The 21,580-nt window shown below is 67.6% G+C and carries 24 protein-coding genes and 1 pseudogene; 13 read left to right on the forward strand and 12 right to left on the reverse strand.

Annotated elements, in window-relative coordinates; translation table 11 throughout:
- The first annotated feature begins 11 nt into the window (after positions 1-11).
- Positions 12-1,052, forward strand: coding sequence for a zinc-binding metallopeptidase family protein (locus AC4D16_RS08470; protein WP_490954691.1), 1,041 nt, complete (start codon positions 12-14; stop codon positions 1,050-1,052).
- Between the two features lie 4 nt (positions 1,053-1,056).
- Here the strand turns inward: AC4D16_RS08470 and AC4D16_RS08475 are convergent, their stop codons facing one another.
- Complete coding sequence (locus tag AC4D16_RS08475) at positions 1,057-1,719, reverse strand: pyridoxine/pyridoxamine 5'-phosphate oxidase (protein ID WP_490947845.1); 663 nt, start codon at positions 1,717-1,719, stop codon at positions 1,057-1,059.
- 156 nt (positions 1,720-1,875) lie between these two features.
- Here AC4D16_RS08475 and AC4D16_RS08480 point away from each other — a divergent pair, with 156 nt between their 5' ends.
- Together AC4D16_RS08480 and AC4D16_RS08485 are read left to right on the forward strand one after the other, a co-directional pair.
- Positions 1,876-2,685 (forward strand): phosphatase PAP2 family protein, encoded by an 810-nt coding sequence (locus AC4D16_RS08480; protein WP_490954609.1) that lies wholly within the window; start codon positions 1,876-1,878, stop codon positions 2,683-2,685.
- A 55-nt stretch (positions 2,686-2,740) separates the two neighbouring features.
- Complete coding sequence (locus AC4D16_RS08485) at positions 2,741-3,301, forward strand: DUF4190 domain-containing protein (RefSeq protein ID WP_490954610.1); 561 nt, start codon at positions 2,741-2,743, stop codon at positions 3,299-3,301.
- Positions 3,302-3,552: 251 nt separating this feature from the next.
- Here the strand turns inward: AC4D16_RS08485 and AC4D16_RS08490 are convergent, their stop codons facing one another.
- Positions 3,553-3,741: a hypothetical protein gene (locus AC4D16_RS08490; RefSeq protein WP_490947842.1), complete on the reverse strand. Its 189-nt coding sequence runs from the start codon at positions 3,739-3,741 to the stop codon at positions 3,553-3,555.
- Between the two features lie 145 nt (positions 3,742-3,886).
- On the opposite strand from AC4D16_RS08490, the gene AC4D16_RS08495 reads away from it, so the two are divergent.
- A complete protein-coding gene (locus tag AC4D16_RS08495; protein WP_490954611.1) occupies positions 3,887-6,010 on the forward strand; it encodes a LamG-like jellyroll fold domain-containing protein in 2,124 nt (707 codons plus the stop codon).
- A 246-nt stretch (positions 6,011-6,256) separates the two neighbouring features.
- Here AC4D16_RS08495 and AC4D16_RS08500 read toward each other — a convergent pair whose 3' ends face one another.
- Positions 6,257-7,087, reverse strand: a complete 831-nt coding sequence (locus AC4D16_RS08500; RefSeq protein WP_490954612.1) for a helix-turn-helix transcriptional regulator — start codon at positions 7,085-7,087, stop codon at positions 6,257-6,259.
- Between the two features lie 347 nt (positions 7,088-7,434).
- Between AC4D16_RS08500 and AC4D16_RS08505 the strand changes: the two genes are divergently transcribed.
- Positions 7,435-7,701 (forward strand): Atu4866 domain-containing protein, encoded by a 267-nt coding sequence (locus AC4D16_RS08505; protein ID WP_490947838.1) that lies wholly within the window; start codon positions 7,435-7,437, stop codon positions 7,699-7,701.
- A 428-nt stretch (positions 7,702-8,129) separates the two neighbouring features.
- Here the strand turns inward: AC4D16_RS08505 and AC4D16_RS08510 are convergent.
- From AC4D16_RS08510 to AC4D16_RS08525, 4 genes and pseudogenes are all read right to left on the reverse strand, one after another.
- Positions 8,130-8,303, reverse strand: a pseudogene (locus tag AC4D16_RS08510) (DMT family transporter); the annotation flags it as partial.
- Positions 8,304-8,476: 173 nt separating this feature from the next.
- Complete coding sequence (locus AC4D16_RS08515) at positions 8,477-9,310, reverse strand: Atu4866 domain-containing protein (RefSeq protein WP_490954613.1); 834 nt, start codon at positions 9,308-9,310, stop codon at positions 8,477-8,479.
- Positions 9,311-9,875: 565 nt separating this feature from the next.
- A complete protein-coding gene (gene ppk2 / locus AC4D16_RS08520; RefSeq protein WP_490954614.1) occupies positions 9,876-10,925 on the reverse strand; it encodes a polyphosphate kinase 2 in 1,050 nt (349 codons plus the stop codon).
- A complete protein-coding gene (locus AC4D16_RS08525) occupies positions 10,918-11,286 on the reverse strand; it encodes a DUF7793 family protein (RefSeq protein WP_490954615.1) in 369 nt (122 codons plus the stop codon). Before AC4D16_RS08525 ends, ppk2 begins: the two co-directional genes overlap by 8 nt.
- A gap of 240 nt (positions 11,287-11,526) precedes the next feature.
- On the opposite strand from AC4D16_RS08525, the gene AC4D16_RS08530 reads away from it, so the two are divergent.
- Complete coding sequence (locus AC4D16_RS08530; RefSeq protein WP_490954616.1) at positions 11,527-12,348, forward strand: DUF1684 domain-containing protein; 822 nt, start codon at positions 11,527-11,529, stop codon at positions 12,346-12,348.
- Between the two features lie 16 nt (positions 12,349-12,364).
- On the opposite strand, the gene AC4D16_RS08535 is transcribed toward AC4D16_RS08530, so the two are convergent.
- Both AC4D16_RS08535 and AC4D16_RS08540 read right to left on the reverse strand, forming a co-directional pair.
- Positions 12,365-12,586, reverse strand: a complete 222-nt coding sequence (locus tag AC4D16_RS08535; protein ID WP_490947833.1) for a hypothetical protein — start codon at positions 12,584-12,586, stop codon at positions 12,365-12,367.
- Between the two features lie 3 nt (positions 12,587-12,589).
- The gene (locus AC4D16_RS08540; RefSeq protein WP_490954617.1) at positions 12,590-14,116 is read right to left on the reverse strand and encodes a glycosyltransferase family 2 protein; all 1,527 of its coding nucleotides are present in this window, start codon (positions 14,114-14,116) and stop codon (positions 12,590-12,592) included.
- A 215-nt stretch (positions 14,117-14,331) separates the two neighbouring features.
- Here AC4D16_RS08540 and AC4D16_RS08545 point away from each other — a divergent pair, with 215 nt between their 5' ends.
- Entirely contained in the window at positions 14,332-14,994 is a 663-nt protein-coding gene (locus AC4D16_RS08545) for an alpha-ketoglutarate-dependent dioxygenase AlkB family protein (protein WP_490947831.1), read from the forward strand.
- Here the strand turns inward: AC4D16_RS08545 and AC4D16_RS08550 are convergent.
- Entirely contained in the window at positions 14,991-15,503 is a 513-nt protein-coding gene (locus AC4D16_RS08550) for a mycothiol transferase (RefSeq protein ID WP_490947830.1), read from the reverse strand. The two genes, AC4D16_RS08545 and AC4D16_RS08550, sit on opposite strands and share 4 nt — an antisense overlap.
- 51 nt (positions 15,504-15,554) lie before the next feature.
- Entirely contained in the window at positions 15,555-16,262 is a 708-nt protein-coding gene (locus tag AC4D16_RS08555) for a FadR/GntR family transcriptional regulator (RefSeq protein ID WP_490947829.1), read from the reverse strand.
- Between the two features lie 114 nt (positions 16,263-16,376).
- Here AC4D16_RS08555 and AC4D16_RS08560 point away from each other — a divergent pair, with 114 nt between their 5' ends.
- From AC4D16_RS08560 to AC4D16_RS08575, 4 genes are all read left to right on the forward strand, one after another.
- On the forward strand, positions 16,377-17,678 hold the full coding sequence (locus AC4D16_RS08560) for an alpha-hydroxy acid oxidase (RefSeq protein WP_490948750.1): 1,302 nt from the start codon (positions 16,377-16,379) through the stop codon (positions 17,676-17,678).
- Between the two features lie 14 nt (positions 17,679-17,692).
- Positions 17,693-18,406, forward strand: coding sequence for a class I SAM-dependent methyltransferase (locus AC4D16_RS08565; protein ID WP_490954618.1), 714 nt, complete (start codon positions 17,693-17,695; stop codon positions 18,404-18,406).
- Between the two features lie 129 nt (positions 18,407-18,535).
- The gene (locus AC4D16_RS08570; protein ID WP_490954619.1) at positions 18,536-18,799 is read left to right on the forward strand and encodes a hypothetical protein; all 264 of its coding nucleotides are present in this window, start codon (positions 18,536-18,538) and stop codon (positions 18,797-18,799) included.
- Positions 18,800-18,890: 91 nt separating this feature from the next.
- The gene (locus AC4D16_RS08575; protein WP_490954620.1) at positions 18,891-19,646 is read left to right on the forward strand and encodes an ANTAR domain-containing protein; all 756 of its coding nucleotides are present in this window, start codon (positions 18,891-18,893) and stop codon (positions 19,644-19,646) included.
- Between the two features lie 19 nt (positions 19,647-19,665).
- On the opposite strand, the gene AC4D16_RS08580 is transcribed toward AC4D16_RS08575, so the two are convergent.
- Positions 19,666-20,724 carry an alpha/beta fold hydrolase gene (locus AC4D16_RS08580; RefSeq protein WP_490947825.1) on the reverse strand — a complete coding sequence of 353 codons (1,059 nt, stop codon included), beginning with the start codon at positions 20,722-20,724 and terminating at the stop codon, positions 19,666-19,668.
- A 130-nt stretch (positions 20,725-20,854) separates the two neighbouring features.
- On the opposite strand from AC4D16_RS08580, the gene AC4D16_RS08585 reads away from it, so the two are divergent.
- Both AC4D16_RS08585 and AC4D16_RS08590 read left to right on the forward strand, forming a co-directional pair.
- Positions 20,855-21,259 carry a hypothetical protein gene (locus AC4D16_RS08585; RefSeq protein ID WP_490947824.1) on the forward strand — a complete coding sequence of 135 codons (405 nt, stop codon included), beginning with the start codon at positions 20,855-20,857 and terminating at the stop codon, positions 21,257-21,259.
- A 63-nt stretch (positions 21,260-21,322) separates the two neighbouring features.
- Positions 21,323-21,553 (forward strand): hypothetical protein, encoded by a 231-nt coding sequence (locus tag AC4D16_RS08590; protein ID WP_490947823.1) that lies wholly within the window; start codon positions 21,323-21,325, stop codon positions 21,551-21,553.
- Positions 21,554-21,580: the final 27 nt, after the last annotated feature.

Raw genomic sequence — 21,580 nt, forward strand, 5'->3', positions numbered from 1 at the left:
CGGGAGTCCCCATTCAACGCTTCACCTGCGCCGTCTGCTCGGCGCCGCTCTTCTTCGAGAACTCCCGCTGCCTCGCCTGCGGCACGCCCCTCGGCTTCCACCGCGGTGAGCGCATCCTCGCACCCCTGGACGACGACGGCGTGTACCGCGACCTCGAAGGGCAGTCGCTCGTGCGCTGCGTCAACCTGACGCTCTCGGGGTGCACCTGGCTGGTGAGGGAGACCGGCGACGAGTGCTTCAGCTGCACCCTCACCCGCAGCCGCCCCGAGGACCATGACACCACCGGGCTGGCGCAGTTCCTCGACGCCGAGCGGTCCAAGCGGCACCTGATCTACGAACTGGACGTCCTCGGGCTGCCGATCGAGGACAGGATCCAGAACCCCGAGCGGGGGCTCGCCTTCGACCTGCTCTCGAGCCTGGAGGAGAAGGTGGTGATCGGCCACCAGAACGGGTTGATCACGATCGACCTCGCCGAGACCGTGGACTCGCACCGGGAGAAGATGCGCGCGAAGCTCGACGAGCCCTACCGCACCATGCTCGGCCATTTCCGCCACGAGACCGGGCACTACTTCGAGGGCACGCTGGTGTTCTCGGACCCCGCCCTGACGGACCACGCGCGCAGCATCTTCGGCGACGACCGCGAGAGCTACAAGGACGCCCTGACGCGCCACTACGCCGAGGGTGCGCCGGAGGACTGGAAGGCGAGCTTCATCTCGCAGTACGCCACCATGCACCCGTACGAGGATTTCGCCGAGACCTTCGCGCACTACCTGCACATCTGCGACACCGTGGATACGGCGTTGCACCACGGACTCGCGTCGGGTCCCGGCCCCGCGACGAGCGAGGACTTCGGCGAGGTGGTGCGGAAGACGTGGATACCGCTCTCGGTGGCGCTCAACCAGGTCAACAGGAGCATGGGTGCCAATGACCTCTACCCGTTCGTGCTGCCACCCGCGGTGATCGACAAGCTGGACTTCGTGCACCGGCTGCGCGTGCGTGTCGGGGAACCCGTCCACCCGGACGGCGACGCCGCGCCGCCCACGGCCGGTTAGGGCCTCACGGCCAGAGCATCTCGCGATGCCACCCCTCGCCGAACCGCGTGTACTTCAGGCGCGTGTGCCGGCGCTCCTGATCGGCCTGCCAGAACTCGACGGCGTCGGGGGCCACCGTGAAGACGGTCCAGGTGGTGGACACGAGACCACCCGCCTCCTCGATCCGCTGCACCTGCTCCTGCACAGCTGTCTCGACGTCGGCCGTGTCCCTCAGGGGCGCGCTCTGGCTGCCGGCGAGGACGAGGGCCCGCGCCACGGGGTGGCGGCGCTGGAAGTCGGCGTCGTTCTCCTCGGTGGTGCCCGTGGACACGGTTCCCCTCACACGCACCTGACGTCCGGCGTCGGGCCAGAAGAACGTCAGGGCGGCGGCGGGATGGGCGGTCAGCTGGCGGCCCTTGGGGCTGTCGCTGCTCGAGGCGACCTGCCAGCCGGCTGCCGTCACGTCCTTCACGATCACCACGCGCGCATCCGGCACGCCGGCGTCGTCCACGGTGGCGAGGTTCACGGCGTGCGGAGCCATCACGCCGTCGGCCACCGCCCGCTCGAGCCACTCGACGAAGAGCTCGATCGGCGAGTCCGGTGCATTCTCCGGATCGAAGGGAGGCATCTCGTCGGGGAAGACGGGGACGCCGCGGACGATGTCGCGGATTTGGCGGATATCGCTCATGCGGTCAGCCTAGCCGTCGCCTCCCACGGGGTGCCGGGCAGGTCGCCGAACGGTCGCTGGACGAGATGCCGGGCAGGATGCCGCGTGGAGGGCAACCCCACCCGCTCCCCACGGCCAGGTTCCACGCCGCTGCCGGCATCGTCATAGAGTCGATGGATGCCCCTGCACCAGGACACCCATGTCGGCCGGCGGGATCTCACCCGGTGGACCACTCCCCTCGGCCGCTTGCTCGTGCGGTGCGTCGGTCCGATCGCCCGGGCCATCGGTGCACACGCCGCACTGCTGCTGCTCATCGCCGTCGGCGGCGGGGTCGCCGCGGCGCTCACCGCGGCCTCCGCGGAGGTGTACGAGTCCGTGGTGGAGGCCAACGGCGTCGCCGCGCTCGATCAGCCGGCCCTCGGTCTCGCGGTGTCGCTCCGCAGCGGGCCGGTCGATGCCTTCATCACGGGCTACACGAACATCGGCGGACCGGTGGGCATGCCCATCCTCGCCGTCGCCGTCATGGTGCTGCTCGCCGTGCGCCGACGTTCGTGGACGCCCCTGATCCTCCTACCCGCCGCGGCGTTCGGCTCGCTGCTGATGACGGTCGCGGGGAAGGATGCCATCGGACGCCTGCGGCCTCCCATGGACCTCGCCGTGCCCCCGTACGAGACCTCGCCGTCCTTCCCGAGCGGGCACTCCCTGAACGCGCTCGTCATCGCCGGCATCGTCGCGTACCTGCTGGTGATGCGGCAGGAACGCACCCGCACGCGCGTCGTCACCATCACCCTCGCGGCGCTGTTCGCCGTGTCGATGGGCCTCACCCGCGTGTTCCTCGGCCATCACTGGCTGACGGACGTGCTGGTCGCGTGGACGCTCGGGCTGGCGTGGCTCGCCGTCGTCATCACCGCGCACAGACTGTTCCTCACGTTCCGGCTCCATCGCGCGGCCGGACACACTGGGCAGGTCAGCGGCGAACCGGCATGATGGTGCTGACCGGGACGACAGCGCGGCAGACCGCGCACCGGGCAGGGGAGCAACCATGACGAACGATCCGACCACCGGCCCGCACTCTTCCGGTAACGAGTCCACACCCTCCGACGGCGGCGCCTCCGGCCAGCCGAGTAACCCGTTGAACGGCCCCGACGCCCAGCCCTACGACGGCGGCGCGTACGACCGGACGAACAGCCACGACAGCCGGCCGTACGACGCGGATCAGCCGTACCAGCAGCCCTACGAGCCCAGCCAGACCCAGCCGTACCAGCAGGGCTACGGGCAGAGTCAGGATTACGGGCAGGGCCAGGGCTACCAGCCGGGCCAGGCGCAGCCGTACGGTCAGCTGCGGCGCTCCCCTGCCGGTGAGAGCGCGGCGCAGCTCTCGCTCATCCTCGGGATCGTCGGTCTCTTCTTCGCCGGCATCGTGCTGGGGCCCATGGCCATCTGGCAGGCGGGCAAGGCGGAGAAACTCGGTGTACAGGCCACCGCGGGTAAGGTGCTCGGCTGGATCAGCACCATCCTCTGGGCGCTCGGCGTGCTGTCCGGAGTCGCATTCTTCGTCATCATCCTGGCCGGCCTCGGCGCGGCGGGCAGCTACAGCGGCTGAGCCGCACCTACTCCTTACCGGCGCAGAGGGCCCGCCGGGGCCCAGCGCGAGGTCTGCGCAATTTGTCTCCGAGCTCGTCGGGTCAGTACCTCCCTCTTCGTCGCGGATCTCGCGGCGACACCGCAGGGCCGCCATCAAGCTCGGCTCCGGTTCCCGCGGGCCCTGCTTCTTGGCACGACCGATCGCTGGAGGTCCGCCCGGAGTCGTCTCCGGCATCGCGCGCGTGAACCGAGCCGAAGTTCTCGCCCTGTTCACATCAACTCAAGATTGAACTCACATGGGTCGGTGAAGCTTTCCTCCGGACGAAGATCCATCTCTCTTCTCACCAGCATTGGAGCACCCATGCCCTCTTCCAGCCGGACAACCTGGCCGTCTCGCTTTCCTCCCCCGAGCAGGACGCCCACGACCATGGTGGCCTCGCTGCTTGCGATGGTCACCATCGCAGCGGGGTCGTCCCTGTCGACAGGGACTTCGTCCGCTCATGCAATCGATGAGCCCCTCACCACCGCTGGCAACCTCTCATCCGTCGACTCGCCTGCCGAGACGAACGCCACGAGCGATCTGGCGTCGCGATTCACCTTCGCCGTGCTTCCGGACACCCAGTTCTACTCGCGGTACGCGACCTCGCAGTTCGAGCGCCCGGACCGCTACGGGCCCGGCAACAACCCGTTCGCAGAACAGACCGAGTGGCTCGCCACGCACGCTGAGGAGCTCGAGATCCCCTTCGTCGCGCACCTCGGCGACGTCGTCGATCAGGTGAACCAGGACGGTGAATGGCATACCGCGGACCGGGCCATGCGCACCCTCGAAGAGGCCGCGCTCCCGTACTCGATCCTCGCGGGTAACCATGACGTCCGGAACAGTTCGGACACCGTGTACGACACCGAGTACGACCTCGCCCGAGAGCCCTACCTGAAGTATTTCGGTAAGGACCGCGCCGCTGGTCAAGCGACCTACGGCGGCAGTGACCCGACGGGCATGAACCAGTACCACGTCTTCGAGGCCGAGGGGCAGGAGTTCATGGTCCTCGCTCTGTCCTGGCGGGCCTCCGACGCCACGCTGGACTGGGCGAAACAGGTCATGGCAGCCCATCCCACGGTGCCCGTCATCCTCACCTCCCACGAGGTCATCGACATCGAATCCGACGGCGTCACCCCGAAGGACACGGCCTACGGACTGCGCCTGTGGAACGACCTCATCCGCGGCAATGATCAGATCTTCATGACCCTCAACGGGCACTTCCACGGCGCCGCACGGCAGACCAAGCTCAACGACGCAGGGAACACAGTCACGCAGATCGTCACGGACTACCAGATGGCCTACGAGGGCGGGAACGGGTACCTCGGGCTCTTCGAGTTCGACCTGACCAACAACCGGATCTCCATGCAGACCGGGTCACCCTGGGTGGTGTCGAAACCGACCGAGATGCTCACCTCGTTCGACCAGGCATTCCTCGAGGGGCCCAACCAGCAGTTCACCATCGATCTGGACTTCCGCGACAGGTTCAGTGGCTTCAACCCCTCCTTCACTGCCGGCTCCGCGGACGAGCCCTCTCTGACGCAGAAAGCCCGGGAGATCCTGCTCAAGGACTTCACCGAACCCGAAGCGCCCGTCGTCGTCCCCCCTGCCTCGACCGAGGACTACCCCGAGGTCGAGGGCACTCTCGCCCACTGGCGCATGAACGGCAGGGAAGGCGTCCTGCCCGCAGGCGGAACCATCCCCGACGTCGAAGCAGGTGCTGACCTGACCCGGGCGACGACCGCGGAGTCGGGATCCCCCACCGCGCAGGACGGCGATGTCACCGTCACCGGCGACGCACACCCCCTCTCAGCCGACAGCGCTGCCATGTGCTTCACCGGATCGAGCAAACGCACCGACCGGTTCAGCTACCTGACCACACCGGTGGACGCTCCGGTCAACAACGCTGCCCTCCCGAACGGCTACACGATCGAGACGTTCCTGAAGATCGACCCGACGTGGACCGAGGACGACAACGCATGGATGAAGGCGATCGTCCGCTCCGGCAACCGGTCGAAGATCGGCGTGCCGCAGACCCGCTGGGACTGGACTGCGAGCCCGGCGGCTCTCGGCGTATCGAGCCTCAAGGAATTCCAGTGGACAGAAGTACCGAGTGACACCACCAAGGGTGACCGCACCAACTGGTCCGGGGAGATCATCCTCGACCGCTGGGTCCACGTCGCCCTCGTCAACAAGCCCGATACCGCGGAGACCACGATGTACGTCGACGGTGCGCCCGTGCTTCGAATCGCTACCAACACGATCGGACACGGACTGCAGCAGAACATGCCCTGGCTCTTCGGCTCCGACTGGGTCGATGACAAGGCCACGAACGGGTGGAACGGATGCATCGGTGAGACGCGCGTCGTCGATCACCCCCTCGAGCAGTCCGAATGGCTCACTGCCCGCGCAGACGTCAACGACGTCGCCTTCACAAGCCCCGTCGACGGAGCCACAACCAAGCCGCTCAAGCACGTCACCGGAACAGGTGTGCCGGGAGCGACCATCACGATGACCGGCAGCATGACCGCGACAACAACGGTCGACGACGAGGGTCATTGGGCGATCAGTGCCAGAAAGCCGGTCCTTCCCGGCAACCGGAACCTCACCATCACCCAGAGCCTTGGGGAACGGGTGTCGGAACCCCTGACCGTTCACTTCCGGGTCGGAGGCAAACCCACCGCCGGCTGATCCTCCACCCCTCAGTGCTCCCGCGGCACAAACGTGCGCCCCTACCTATGAAGGCAGGGGCGCACGTGCGTTGTGCAACCAATCGGTGCTACTGGTCTTCATCGCCGCGCAGCACCACTTCCTCGAAGGGCTCGCTCACACAGGGCTGAAAGGCTGAAACGGTAAAGAAGGAAGATCATCAATCAATGGTGGTCGCGGTGACAACTCGACGGACCGCAGGTCATCGGTCACCCGGCCAAGATACAGCTAGGCATCTTCGGCCTGATCGGTTGCGGACAGCGTTCCCAGGAGTTCCAGGGCATCGGAACTCGGGCTGCCTGTCTCTGCGTGGTAGATCAGGAGCTGATGGCCCGGCGTGCCGGCGACTTCCAGCGTCTCGTAATCCAGAGTGACCTCGCCAACCTCCGGATGGAGGAAGCGCTTCGCTCCTTGTGTCTTTGTTCGTACCTGGTGTTTCTGCCACATCGCTGCGAACTCGCTGCTGTTTTGGACGAGCTTCTCAGCAATCTGTGTCGCTCGGGCCCGGGAGGAAGGCATCCCTTGGGCCGATCGGAGCGCTGCGACACTGTACTCGGCCACCTGATCCCAGTCCCGGTAGAACGTCCTGGCGTCAGAATCGAGGAACACCATGACAAGAAGGTTTTCGGAGAATCGAAGACCTGGGAAAAAGATGTCAGCGATACGATTCCTTGCGAGTACGTCGAAGGTCGGATTGAGTATCAGCGCGGGCTGCGACGGCCAGTTCGCGATGAGGCGGACAAGATTTGGGGAAGGAGTCACTCCCAGGGGTCGGGCGAGAGGTGGCTCAAGACCAGCGAGCCGATACATGTGCGTTTTCTCGTCCCCAGTCAGTCTGAAGATCCGAGCCAGCGCCTCAATGACTTGAGGAGAAGGATGCTTCTCACGTCCTTGCTCGAGACGGGCGTAGTAATCGACGCTGATGCCCACGGTTGATGCAACCTCTTCCCGCCGCAGACCGCTCACCCGCCTGGGTCCGTAGCTGCGCAGCCCTAGCTCCGCGGGCTGGGTAGCAGCACGCTGCACTCGAAGGTAGGTACCGAGATCTGATGTGATCATGGATTACAGCCTATGTTCGCTGATGAGGGACGTGCGTAGCTCTGCCACACCTAGCCTCACTTTGCCTCGATTCCTGCGGTGCGCGCGATCAGTTCAAGCGCCCTACGGCCCGGGATGCAACGCGCAGTGCTACACCCGATAGGCAACCGCGATCTGAGCGTCGCAGGCGCCTAGCAGCCGGTCCTAACGCAAGGGTTACGGGACAACCAGACGCCGAGTTCTCGAGTGGTCGGGTGTCGGCGAGCAGCATAGGTGCGGCACACCCACGCCGTCTCGACAAACACTTCCTACTGTTGAAGCGATGCGACGACAGCCCATTGAAGTCGCGGTGTTTACAGGAGAATTATATGAGTGCCTCAAAAGCAGCCTCCGACGTGCACGTCGTCGGGATGTGGGTAACAGCCGATGGCCACATCCGTCAGGAGCTTCTTCCCGACGGCCGGTACGACGAAGCGAGGGGGAACAGGACGAGCGCCTACACCGGCACCTATCAGGTCGCCGGATCGCATCTGGATTACCGGGACGACACCGGTTTCACTGCTACGGGTGACATCAGGGACGGAGTTCTTTATCACGAGCACCTCGTGCTTTACCGCGAAGATGACAAAGGATAGCCACCCTCCGTACTACGTTCCGGCAGTTCCGTCAGTGATCCCCAGTAATTGATGCTCACGTAATTTCGGTGCTTGCCTATAGTTCCTGATGGTGAAACGCGAAATCAACTATGTAAAGGCCATCGCAGCATCATATGAAGAACGAAGGGACTGCACCGGTAACGGAAGCAGTCCCTTCTCATGCATGGAAGGACGATTGTGATCAAGGCCTCGTCAAGCGCGGCTAGGGAAGAGTGGAGAGGGTGCTGGCACCAAGCGCCAGGATCGTCCCGGCCACGGTTGCAAAGACGACAGTAGTGCCAGAAGTGGGAACTATGAGATCAAGCTGGAGAGAACCGATGAGTTGCCCCCTCCGATCATGCACAGGCTGGTGAAAAGAACCGCCAGGCTGCGGACGAGCACGGTCCCGACGCACATGAAGATGCGACTCATGGGCCCACCAGGGTGACCCAACACTCGGCTGGGAGCCCGTTGGCTGGACCGCTCAGAGGGAGCCTAATCAGCCAAGCAGCAAGGAGCACGACTGTGCCAGTGAAGAAATTTACGAGAGTAGTAGTCAGCGGCGAGCCGTAGGACACCGAGGTAGGGCCGTTCACAGCCTGGTGGGAAGCAAGCTGGCGAAAATCGAGGCTGGGCGACGTGTGGTCACTCTCCTACCTCGAGATAGTTCTGCTCATGACTGGTTCGCTCCTGGTCGGGCAATAGGCACGTGAGTTGCAGGTAGATCCGTCCTTCAAGCCCTCATACATGCAGCGGCTGGAAGGACGGCCCTGTACTACTTGCGGTCGAGCCGGTACATGACGTGATGCAGGCGATCCCCTACGAAGTCGCCGAAAGCCCAAAAGCCGAGGTCGTCGAGGTAGTCGATCCGCGTTCCGTCGATCCAGAAGCGTCCCTGGTAGGCGTGCGGTCGGCCTCCTCGGGTTTCGTCGTAGCGGCCGTCAGCGGTGAGCTCCTGGTAGAGGAAGCCGTTCTCATCGATCCACATGCCCAGGTAGGGGCTGTCGCTGAGGTCCTGGGGTCCGGTGCTGGTACCGGACCCACTGAAGGTCGTGCGGAGGTTGGTGTAATCCCATCGCACGATCTCGCCCTTGGAGAACAGAGCCATGACCTTCTCGGGGTTGTTGATGAGGGTGTCGGCGGCCTGGGCGATGGTGCCGGCGAATTCGGTGGGAATGACAGCAAGGTCCATATGATTCCCGGATGTGATGGTGCCGATCCGGTCCGTGCGCTTGCTACGCAGTCCGAGGACCGCGAGGGAGTCGATGACTGTCGGCACGATCGTCATTCCTGCACAGTCGATGAGGATCATGCCATCGTCGCCGGCGGCCGTGAGAAGGCCCGGCCCGACCCCATAGATGGTGTCTCCACCGTAGAGAACGTCTCCCCGAGGGAAGTCGCCGGTACGCGGATCGAGCGTAAGAACGGTTCCGCCGGTAAGCAGGGCGAAGTGCTGTTCCTCGCTTTCACCTGTGAGGGTTCGGAAGGTCTCCGCGTTCCACGTCGGAACGAAGGAAGTTTTGTCTGTCGTGTTCGGGGTGCTCATGAGGTGCTCCGTTTTCCTGAAGGGCACGAACGGCCCGCCAATAATCGTCGAGGTTGCGTCCATCTCCAGCGCTGTGCTGAGCGGACATTGATCAGTCTCGGCAGTACGAAGGAGAGCAGGAAGGCAACGCCTCACCCCGGGTGTAGGACACCTACCTCACCGCTTAGCAGCGGGATACCTCACGGGCATCAGTGCGGGCAACATGAGTGATCACAAGCTGTTGCATGAGACGTGAAGGAATCGAGAAGGGGCCGCACCCAAGAAAGGTGCGGCCCTTTGCCCCCGCGATGCGCCTCTGAGGAACGCGCACCATGCATGCACTACTGCTGACTCGCACCGGGACCATGAGCAGTTTGGCTTTTCGCTCTGACGCCGAATGTCTTCATGCGCTGCATCGAGTTTCTCAGCGGACGAGGGGACGTCTCCTCTCGTTTCCACGAAGACGCTGGCGCCGTCCTGACCCACTGTCCGTTCCTGATCGAGGAACGCGACACGGTCGAACATCGCTGCGACGGCACCGATGTAACCGCAGATGTGCTCAGCACCGTCGAACACCTACCACGGGCAGAGGAACCGTCGATATGGCGCGTTCTCCCTGCACTTCCAGCCGCCCCAGCCGACCTGCCGCCTACCGCGTGGGGAAGAGCCGGCCCAGGTTGCCGTCGGACGGGAAGTCGGCGGAGCCGGGGCCCGTGGCGACGATCAGTGGATCGGGGGTCCCGACGACGTCGTGGTCCTTCTCGTCGTAGTCGAGCACCGACAGCACATGGCGGATGGCCTCGATCCGGGCCCGCTTCTTATCGTTGCTCTTCACGATGGTCCAGGGGGCGTCGGCCGTGTTCGTGGAGAAGAACATGGCTTCCTTGGCCTCGGTGTAGGCGTCCCATTTGTCGAGTGACTGCAGATCCATGGGGCTGAGCTTCCAGCGGCGCACCGGATCCGTGTGGCGCTGCGCGAAGCGCCTGCGCTGCTCCTCCTGCGACACGGAGAACCAGAACTTGATGAGGTGCAGGTCGCTCCGCACCAGCATGCGCTCGAGCTCCGGAGCCTGCCGCATGAACTCGAGGTACTCGGCCGGCGTGCAGAACCCCATGACGCGCTCCACCCCCGCACGGTTGTACCAGGAGCGGTCGAACAGGACGATCTCCCCGCCGGACGGCAGCACCGACACGTAGCGCTGGAAGTACCACTGGGTACGTTCCTTCTCGCTCGGCTTGTCCAGCGCCACCACACGGGCACCGCGCGGGTTCAGGTTCTCGGTGAAACGCTTGATGGTGCCGCCCTTGCCCGCGGCGTCGCGCCCCTCGAACAGGACGGCCACCTTCTCACCGCGCGCCCTGACCCAGCCCTGCATCTTCAGCAGTTCGATCTGAAGCGCCCGCTTGGCCTTCTGGTACTCACGCTCGGTCATCCGGGTGTCGTACGGGTAGTCCTCCCGCCAGGTGGGCTGGTCGGGATGCGGCAGCACCACATGATCGACGTCGTCCGTGTGGGGAGCGGGTACCGGCACCGGCACACCGGGCGCCTCCGCGGGGCCGACGACGGCGGTGCCAGGATCGTCCGTCCCCGCGTCGTCGGGCGTCCCCGCGTCGTCGGGCGTCTCGGCGTCGTCGCTGGTCACGGGGCGCGCCTGAGCGGTCGTCCCGTCAGTCGTCTCGTCAGTCGTCTCGTCAGTCATCGTGCTCCTCGTCATCCTCCTGCAGCCACTCGAGCGCCTCCTCCTCTGCGCTGAAGAAGCGGGTGAGCGACATCGACTGGTGGGCGAAACCCGTGATCACGGCGTCCACCGGGTCAGCGCAGATCAGCGCGACCTTCGGCCCGATATCGGTGGTGGTGATGAGCTCCCGGGCCTCGGGGTCGATCCGCACCAGCTTCCGCACATAAACGGCGAGTCCCGTGAAGTCCCCACCCGTCAGGTCCTGCAGCACTTCTCCCGAGCGCGCGACGTCGGCGACAGTGATGGTCGCACCCTCGTTCCATCGCAGCTTCACGATGGAACCACTGCGTTCCATCGTGAAGGAATCCGGCTGATGAACCATTCAGACCCTCCGGGAAGCGGTGCGTATCGGTCGCCTCTCCGACACCGACTCCCCATCGTGGCAGAGGAGCGCCGGCGCCGCTGCGGAAGGGCATGCACTCCGACGGGGTGGACGGGCATAGCCCCGGGCGCTATGCCGCGTCACCCGACGCGGCCGGAAGGTGCAGCGGGGCGGGCGAGGAATGGACCGGCTCGGCTGCCGGTTCTGACCGGTGCAGGCACCGTCGACCAGGAGGACACCGTGACACGACCATCGGCAGTGGAGGGCTGGACCCGTTTCCGTGCGGCCCGGGATGCGGCACTCGCCGAGCCGCACGGCTGGCTGACTCTGACGTCCTTCCAGTGGCTCGGCGCAGAGCCCGCGCCGGTGGAGCACGTGCCGGGGCTGTGGTCCGCGGACCCGGAGGGTGCGTCGGTCATTGCCGGGCCCGACGACGCCCTGACGGAGCTCGCGACGGACCGTCCCGTGGTCGGGGCTCTGATCGTGGCGCTCGAGGACGAGGAGTCGCTGATGTGGGTGGCCCACGGAGGCGGGGACGGCCGGCGGATCGTGGTGGAGCTCGCGCGCCGCGCGGGGCGCTACGCGATCAGGACGAGGGACGCAGAGGCCCCGACGCTCGCTCGCTTCACCCGGGTGCCCGTCTTCGACCACGCGCCCGACCTCGTGGTCATGGCCCGATTCGAGCCCTACGCGGAGCCTCGCACGGAGGTGATCCGCACGGCGCACCCGGAGGTGTCCGGCGAGCAGGTCAGCGCGGGCGATGTCGTCTTCACGCTGCCGGGCGGTGAACGGCAGCATCGTCTGCGGGCCGTCCAGGAGGAGAACGGGTCCCTCGCGATCACGTTCCACGACACCACCAACGGACTGAGCACCGCCCCCTGGCGGAAGGTCTCGACCGGCCGGCCCGGGCCGGACGGCACGGTGGTCATCGACTTCAACCGCTCGGTCAACTACCCCAGCGCCTTCACTCCGTTCGGCACCTGCCCCATGCCGGTGGACGGCAACCGGATCGACACTCCCATCGAAGCCGGCGAGCAGGTGCCCGCCGGCGGCGAGGGGTGAGCTGGTGGAGCTCCTGTCAGGCCTTCGCGTCGGGATAGATGCTGCGCGTCTCGGTGCGACGGTTGCGGTTCGTGACCCAGTCCGAGGGGTAGACCTTCGGCAGGACGTTCGAGAGCGCCAGGCAGGCGTAGATCACGGTGTTGATGGCCACGAAGGCGGCCAGCACGGCGAAGAGGTTCGAGTGCAGCACACTCTCCGGGAGGAGGATTCCGGCGGGGACGATGATGGCGGGGCTCATGGCTCAGGCTTCCTGTGACTCGAGGGTGCGGGTGGACGAGGCGTGGTCGAGGTGCTTCCACGCGGCCTGGCGGCCGACGGAGATGTCGATGATGCCCTTGACGTAGATGATGTTGAGGACCATGTCGAAGACGAGCTCGGGGAAGAGCGTGGCGGCGAGCAGGCGTGCCCTCCAGCCGCCCTTCCACACCGTGATGACGCGCTCGGCGGTGAACAGCAGGCCGAGGCCGAGCCAGAACGGGAACCACACCCACTCCTGCAGGGCCACGATGGTGATGAGGATGAGCCCGAGGTAGGCGCTGAGCGCGATCACGCCGTAGCCGATGCCGAGCTGCTGCGCCCAGTACCGCATGGTCGAGGAGGTGAGACCGTAGGCACCGATGTTCTCGAGGGCACCCCGCTGCCAGCGCAGGCGTTGGTTCCAGAGCGTCCGCCACGACGGCATCAGCTCCGTGACCACGGTGCACTGCTGCGGTGAGATCATGAGCCCGCCGAGGGACTTGATGGCGATGGTCAGCTCGTTGTCCTCGGTGAGGGCGGCGGTGTCGAACACGTCGCCCTGCGTGCCCGGGATGGAGGTTCCGCGGCTCGCGGCGATGGTGCGGAGCGCGACGGGCCGGAAGAGCGACGCCGTGCCGGTCAGCACGAACACGCGGCCGCGGCGGCGGCGCATGAGACGGCCGTAGCGGATGTACTCGTTGCGCTGGAACTGGCCTATCAGGCCGTGCCCCTCCTCGCCGTAGAACAGGCCGCCGACGGCCATGAGCGCGCGGTCCTGCTCGAAGTGCATGGCAGCGTGCGAGAGGAAGTCGTCGTCGAGCTGGGTGTCGGCGTCCATGACCATGACGACGTCGTTGTCACCCTGATGCGGGAGCACGAGCGTCAGCGCCTGGTTGAGGGCGCCGGCCTTCTTCTTCGTGTTACCCACGGACTCGATGACCTCCACGCCGGCCTCGCGGGCCAGGCGGACGGTCGCGTCCGTGCAGTTGTCGGCGACCACGATGATGCGCTCGGGCCGGTGGGACTGCGTCTTGAGAGAGGCGATGGTCTGCGGGAGCGACGCCTCCTCGTTGTGAGCGGGGATCAGCACCGTGATGGTGACCTCGCCGGCGAACTGGCCGCGGTTCGAGGCCATGACGATCTTCGGGGCCAGGGGGCGGTGGCCGGAGTCCACGGAGCGGCGCGAGGAGATGGCGATGCGGCGTTCGACGACGGCGAGGCCGGCGGCCGTGAGGAGCGCCAGCGCGATCGCGGCGAGGATGACGCCGGCCTCGGGAGCCTCGGAGTTGTACAGCACGCTCCAGACGCCGATCACGGCGTCCCTCGATTCGGAGATCGAGGTGTCGGGCCCCTGGGCCGCGACGGCGAGCCAGAGGAGACCGGCGGCGGCCAGGACGATCGCTGCGATCACCAGACCGACCACGCGGTCGAGCTTGCCCCGTGAGCGGTAAGTCGGCGGCGTCGCGTCGTCGTGCGTCTCGTCCTCGACGGCCGGTGCGCCGTCACTGTGTCGTGTCCCCTGCAGTGTCATCGCGGTTCGTGTCCCCTGATAGGCAGTCGATGGCGGCTCGATCCGAGCGCCGGGTCTGGTTTCGCCCGGTCTCCCCGGCGTCCTGACGAGTCTTTCGTCGCAGCCTTGATCGGGCCCCGCGGGAAGTCCGAAGAAACCCGCAACAAACGGCGTGGCTACCGAGCGCCCGGTGCGGACACCGAAGACGAGGGGAAGATGTGGGGAAGAATGGAATCATGACCCATCCGGCGGACGCCCTGCTCCCCCGGCCGCGACGCACGCTCGCCCCGGGCGCCGTCCACGTACCCGGCTGGCTGGACCCCGAGGAGCAGCGCACGCTCGTGGAGCTCTGCCGCACGTGGGCGAGCGGGCCGGTGCCGATGCGCAGGGCGCGGATGCCGCACGGCGGCGTCATGTCGGTCAGGAGCATGAGCCTCGGGTGGCACTGGCTGCCCTACCGCTACAGCCGCACGGCCGATGACGTCGGGGGCGCCGCCGTCGCCCCCTTCCCGGACGTGCTGCGCACGCTGGCCCGCAGCGCCGTGGAGACCGCCATCGACGCCGGTGCCGCGGAGACGTACGAGCCGGACGCGGCGCTGATCAACTTCTACGACGACGACGCCCGCATGGGCATGCATCAGGACCGGGAGGAGCGCATCGACGCCCCCGTCGTCTCGCTCAGCCTCGGGACATCATGCGTGTTCCGCTTCGGCAACACGACGAACCGGAACCGGCCGTGGCAGGACGTCCAACTGGAGTCGGGTGACCTGTTCGTGTTCGGCGGGGCGTCGCGCTTCGCCTACCACGGTGTGCTCCGCACGCTCCCGGGTACGTCGCCCCCCGATCTCGGTCTCGACGGCCGGCTCAACATCACCGTGCGCCGAACCGGCCTGTCCTAGCGTGCGGCGAGGATCATGCCCCGCGCGTAGGCCGCCTGGCCCGCGTGCTGCACGGCGTCGTCCACCACACTGACCAGCCGCACCAGCAGCGTGACCGGTGGGTCCCAGCGCTCGTCCACCACCGTCCGGAGGTCCTCGTCGTCGAGCCCCGCGATCAGGCTGAGGGTCAGCGCATGGACGGCGCCGAAGTAGTCGAGCAGCTGCTGGGCGGAACTCACGGTCACGGCGCCCACCTGCTCCGGCGTGTGGCCGTAGCCCGTGTCCTCGGGATCGAGCTCCAGCGCCCAGCGGTCCGCGTAGCCGTGGGCGAGCCACACCTGGTCGTGGCCGAAGGCGTCCGCGAGGTGGTCGTCCTCCACGCGGGTGAGGTGCCAGATCAGCCAGGCGATCGAGTTGCCGGTACCGCCGGGCCGCTCGGCGAGCTCCCGGGCGTCGAGGCCCTCGAGGGCGCCTCGGACGAGGTCCGGCACGCGTCCGTGGGCCTCGGTGAGCACGTCCACCGATGTCATGGCTGATTCCTTCCGCTCGCCCGCCGCGCCGGTCGGCGCACTGCCCGCAGTCTAGGCGTCGGTGCGCGTGGCGTCGCGGGTGACGCCGGACTCGCGGTAGAAGCCCTCGATGTGCTCCCGGACGAGGGTGGCCGCACCTGCGCCCCGGCCCGCCGTCACCGCCTCGAGGATGCTCCTGTGCTCCCCCCGCAATCGCTGCGACGTCGCGGACCAGTCGGGGAGACCCTCGGTGAGGCGCTGCGTGTACTCCTGGATGGAACCGCGGAGCGAACCCATCATGGCGCCGATCAGCACGTTCCCGGCGGCGCCGGCCAGCGCCACGTGGAACAGCGCGTCGAGTTCCAGGAAGCGGGCCGGTCCGTCGTCGTGCCCGTCCATCTCGTCGAGGAGCCGCGCGGCATCGGCGAGGGAGGGCGAGTCCGGTGAGGCGTGGGCGGCCGCCCAGGTCTCCAGCAGCACGCGTGTCTGGACGATGTCCGCGACCGGCAGGTGCGTGCTGGCCACGTGGAGGCGGAGTGCGGAGTCCAGGGCGAGTGCCGGGTTCGCGGTGATCACGGTGCCCGCGCTGGGGCCGGATCCCACCCCCGCGCGGACGACGCCGAGCGCCTCCAGCACCCGGGTGCCCTCGCGTACGGACGCCCGGGAGATGTTGAGCTGCTCGGCCATCGCCCGCTCGCCGGGGAGGCGGGAGCCTACGGCCAGGCGTCCGGCAGCCAGTTCCTGCTCGAGCCAGGCCGAGACGACCTGATGGTTACGCATGCGGCCAGCATAGCTTGTGTGGTCGGACCACAGGTCGTAGGATCGGTGGCCAGACCGCTCCGGCGGTTCCCGGCGTTCGTGTGCGCCGCGCCCGACGACGAGCAAAGGCCCCTCATGCAGACACCCTCGAGCAGCTCCGTGCCTCCCGCCCTCAAACGCCGCGTCCCGAAGGTCGCCGACCTCGCGCCGCTCATGCAGTTCAAGAAACCGGAGTTCAGCGCGGCGGCGCGGCTGAAGCGGGCCAACACCATCTGGGACCTCCGCGACATGGCGAAGCGCCGCACTCCCACCGCACCCTTCGACTACACGGACGGCGCAGCCGAGGCGGAGATCTCCCTCGGGCGTGCCCGCGAGGCCTTCCTGGACCTCGAGTTCCGCCCGGGCATCCTGCGGAACGTCCAGACCGTGAGCACCGTGACGCCGATCCTCGGCCGCGATTCGGCGCTCCCCTTCGGTATCGCCCCGACCGGCTTCACCCGGATGATGCAGTCCGAGGGCGAATACGCCGGCTCCCGTGCCGCCGAGGCCGCCGGCATCCCGTACACGCTCTCCACCATGGGTACGGCGTCCATCGAGGACGTCGCCGCCGCCGCGCCGAACGGGCGCAACTGGTTCCAGCTGTACCTGTGGACGGACCGCGAGCGCTCCATGGAGCTCATCGCGCGGGCAGCCGCCGCGGGGAACGACACCCTCATGGTCACGGTGGACACCGCCGTCGCCGGTGCGCGACTGCGCGACGTGCGGAACGGCATGACCATCCCTCCCGCCCTGACGCTGAAGACCGTGCTCGACGCCTCCTACCGGCCGGCGTGGTGGTTCAACTTCCTGACGCACGAGCCGCTCTCCTTCGCCTCGCTCTCGCGCTACTCGGGCACCGTGGCGGACCTCATCAACTCGATGTTCGACCCCACGCTCACCTTCGAGGACCTCGACTGGCTGCGCAGCGTCTGGAAGGGCAACCTCGTGGTGAAGGGCATCCAGACGCTCGACGACGCCAAGAAGGCCGTGGACCACGGCGCCGACGGCATCATCCTGTCCAACCACGGCGGCCGGCAGCTCGACCGAGCACCGGTGCCCCTGCACCTCCTGCCGCACGTCGCGGCGGAGCTGAAGGGCAAGACGGCGATCATCCTCGACACAGGGATCATGAGCGGCGGTGACATCGTCGCCGGCATGGCGCTCGGGGCCGACTTCACGCTCATCGGCCGGGCGTACCTGTACGGACTGATGGCCGGCGGGCGGAAGGGTGTGGACCGCACCATCGAGATCCTCGGGACGCAGACCGCCCGCACCATGCAGCTGCTCGGCGTGAACCGGATCGAGGACCTCACCCCCGACCACGTGCGCCTGCTGGGCGACGCATCGGTGAACGCCGCGGTGCGCACGGACCTGCCCGCGGCGGCCATGTCCCTCTGATCCCGGCACGCACTGTGTTCACCGATTTCATCAGGGCCTGGAACCAGGGCCGGAACGCCGCGCTCTACGAGAAGGAGAACGCCGCGATCGACCACGAGGGCTCGCTGTGGCGCGCTCTCCGGGCCGCCGGCCCGTGGGAGGGCAGGGACCTCCTCGACCTCGGCTGCGGCACGGGGTACTGGCTTCCGCTCTATGCCGGGGAGGCCCGGCGGGTGTACGGGGTGGAACCCGATGAGTCCCTCCTCGAGGCGGCGCGCGGCAGGCCGGGCGGGGCCGAGGTGCTCCACGGGTCGGCAGAACACATCCCGCTCCCCGGCGCGAGCGTCGACGTGGTGCACGCCCGCTTCGCCTACTTCTTCCCCTCGCCCACGAACGACTGCTCAGGCGGACTGGCCGAGGTCCTGCGGGTCCTCCGGCCCGGCGGCACGCTGGTGGTGATCGACAACGACCAGCGTGAGGGCGAGTTCGCCGAGCTGCTGCGGGCCGAGGACGCCGCGGAACACCAGGGTCCGGGCGCCTTCATCCTGAAGTGGTGGCGTGAACAGGGAGCAACGAGCCGACAGGTGATGAGCAGCTGGACCTTCGGATCCCATGGCGACCTCGCCGACGTGGTGGGGATGGAGTTCCCCGGGGGCGCGGCCCACCCCTGGCTCGACGATCACCCTCACCGGACGTCCCTGACCTACGGCTACCTGCTCCACACGCTGACGGCGCCGGCGGCCCTCTGACGCTGGCGTCACAGGGGCTGTGGCTCCACGTCGTCCCGGAGTGGGTAGGATGAGCCCCCGGTGCTGCCTTCGGCATTGGTTCAGACGAGAGCCGCCCGTCATCTCCGTCGTACCCAGAAAGGCGATCCCTTGGACTCGCGACTCACCCCTTCACAGCCCTTCCCCGAGGACCTCACGTCCCTCGACCTGCCCGACGTCGAAGTACTGAACAGCAAGGTCGAACGGGAGCTCGACCACGAGCACATCAATCACGGCGAGACACATCCCGAGACGGATTTCCGCCACGAGGAGCTCGACGAGGAGCTCGACCGTCGCGACGCCGACTCGGCGTCCGACTCGGCGTCCGACCAGCAGTCCGTGGACGAAGAATCCCGGAACACCGCGTCGTCCTGACCCCCGGGTCGACGCGGGTTCTTCCTGTCCAAGGACCACCCGGTTCTTCTCCCACTCCGCATGAGCTGACCGTTCGACGAAGGAACCGCCCGTGCCCGACGAAGGCGAACTCGCAGTCCAGGCATCCGCTGACCGGATGACCGCCCTGCTGCAGGACATGGTGCTGGACAGCGCCGATGTGCACGAGTTCCTCCACGGCCTGGTGACCGTCGCCGCGCAGGCGTTCTCGGTCGATCACGGCGAGGTGTTCTGCGGCGTCACGCTCCTCCGGCCGAGATCGATGGCCACCGTGGCGAGCAGCAGCGAGCGGGCGCAACTCATGGACGAGGTGCAGTACGGGTTCGACGACGGGCCCTGCCTTCTCGCGGCCCGCGAAGACCACACCGTCCACGTGCCGGACTTCCTCCTGGAGACCCGCTTCCCCGCGTACCGGGAGGCGATCGCCCGCCATGGGGTCCGATCGGCGCTGGGCATCCCCATCCGGCTGGATTCGGGGGCGAGCGCGGGCCTCGACTTCTACTCCCTCGAACCGCACGCCTTCGAAGCGCGGAGCATCGCCGTGGCGGAGGGGATCGCCCGCGACGCATCGAAGTCCCTGCGCCTGGCCGTCCGGATCGCCGCGCTCGACGACAAGGCCGCGCACATGACCGCCGCCATGCAGTCACGCACCACCATCGATCTGGCGGTCGGCGCCATCATGGGTCAGAACCGGTGCACCCAGGACGAAGCCATCGCGATCCTCCGCACGGCGTCCCAGGGCCGCAACCTGAAGCTCCGGGACCTCGCAGCCGACCTGCTGCGGTCCCTCGGGCAGAAGGACCCCGTGCGCACCCACTTCATCGATTGACGGCGGCACCCGTCCCCTCCTAGGTGCGGCCCCTCGACCGCGCTTCGGCCTGCTGCTCGCGGCCGCGTTCGACGAGGCGGTCATCACTGGACGCGTTACCCCTGAACTCGATGGCCACGCCCTCCACCTCGTCCATCACGGCCCGGGCGGCCTCGGTCACAGCGAGGTCGGCGTCCTCCTTCGGCAGTGCCGGGACGACGGCGATGGCCGTCACGGCGTCGTCGTCGTCCGCCGCAGTGGCGCTCGGCGCACCGTCCCCGCCGTCGTCCGCCGCAGTGGAGACGGGGGCAGGGGCGACCGCCGCGGGCCCTCCCGTGGCGTGCCGGATGCAGAGCTCGGCGACCTCACGGGCGTGCGCGTGCATCACCGAATGGGCGGCTCCCTCGATCTCGACGACGCCGGCGGTCGCGGGGAACGTCCGGCCGAGCTGTGCGACCCAGGGGCGCGGACATACGGCGTCGTGCTCACCGCGGATGACGAGCGTGGACGCCCGCACGCGGGCGGCCGCTTCCTCGATGCGGTAGGACATCATGCGCGGGAGGATCTTCAGGAACCAGCCGAATCCGCACGTGAGGTACGCGACCACGGCGAGCAGCTTCACCCGGAAGGGCTCCCGCAGACCCGCCCTCAGGAAGCGGAAGGCCTGCACGGGCACGGAGCGCGCCGTCGCCTCGATCACCGGGCTGATCAGCACGAGGGTGGAGAGCTGCGGCCGGGACGCCGCGAGTTCGGTGCAGATCTGGGTGCCCATGGAGTGCCCCACGATCACCGGGTCCTCGAGCCCGAGATCCTCGACGGCCTTCGCCACGAGGTCGGCGAACTGCGCGATCGAGAGGGCGTGACGCGCGTGCGGCACTCCGCCGAACCCGGGCAGATCCAGCGCGTGCACCGGCCCGAACCGCAGGAGGTGGGGCGCGAGTTGCTCGAAGTAGTGGGAGGACACCCCGATACCCGAGACCAGCACGAACGCGCGCCCTCCGGCCTCCCCCACCGAGCTCACACGCGCCCAGACGCCGTCGCCGTGGACCCTCCGGACAGTGATGTCCGGGCTGTGCTCCGACCGCCCTGTTTCTGCCACGTCTCATTCTGATACCGGACGGCGGCAAAGCCTGAATCCGGGACTACTATTCAGGCAGGGTCCCGCTGGGGCGGACCCGATTCATCAGTCTGGGGAGACACACATGGAGCGTGGGCGAATTCGTCATGCGTTGCGATACAGGCGTGCACGGACGCTGCTCTACGTCATCGGCCTGTTCTGGCTGTGGGTCTGGCTCGGCAGCGCCGCACTCCTCGAGGGTCTGTACCACTCGCCGCTGCACGCAGCGCTGGCCATGTACGCCATCGCAGTCGCCGTCCTCGTCTCCCTCCCCACCGCACTCCTCGCCGTCCTCCGGATGATCCTGGCCCACCCCGGGCGCAATGGCGTGGTCGTGGCGCTTCCGCAGCGTGCCGCGCCCCCTGCTGACACCGCGGACTGGTGGGAGGACCGGCATCGGCTCCTCGGCGGGCCGATCACCGCGTCCATCGCCCGTGTGTCCCCGGCACGACCGACGTCGCCGGTCTTTCCGGGCGGGCCGGACCATCCGGGCGTCCGCGCCGAACGACGAGCGTAAGCCGGGCGGTGTCCGTCCGGCCTGCGGGCCGCGTGTGCGCCCCGCACTACCGCGGGGAGCAGCGTGCAGCATGTGGATCGCGGTACGGCCGCGCTGCTCGCGCTCGGCGAGGAGGTCGACGACGGCGAACGCGGCCACGTCCGCGCCTGCCCGGAGTGCGAGTCCGCCGTCGCCGTGGTCCGCGCGGACCTGTTCCGCCTGAACGACCCCGACTCCCCCGCACCGCCGCCGCCTGCGTCCGTGTGGGAGCGGATACTCCGGCGCCTCGACACCGACGGCCGATCCGCACCGTGAGCGGACTCCGCGCGCCATGAGCATCTT

Source organism: Arthrobacter sp. TJ-236 (assembly GCF_058269235.1).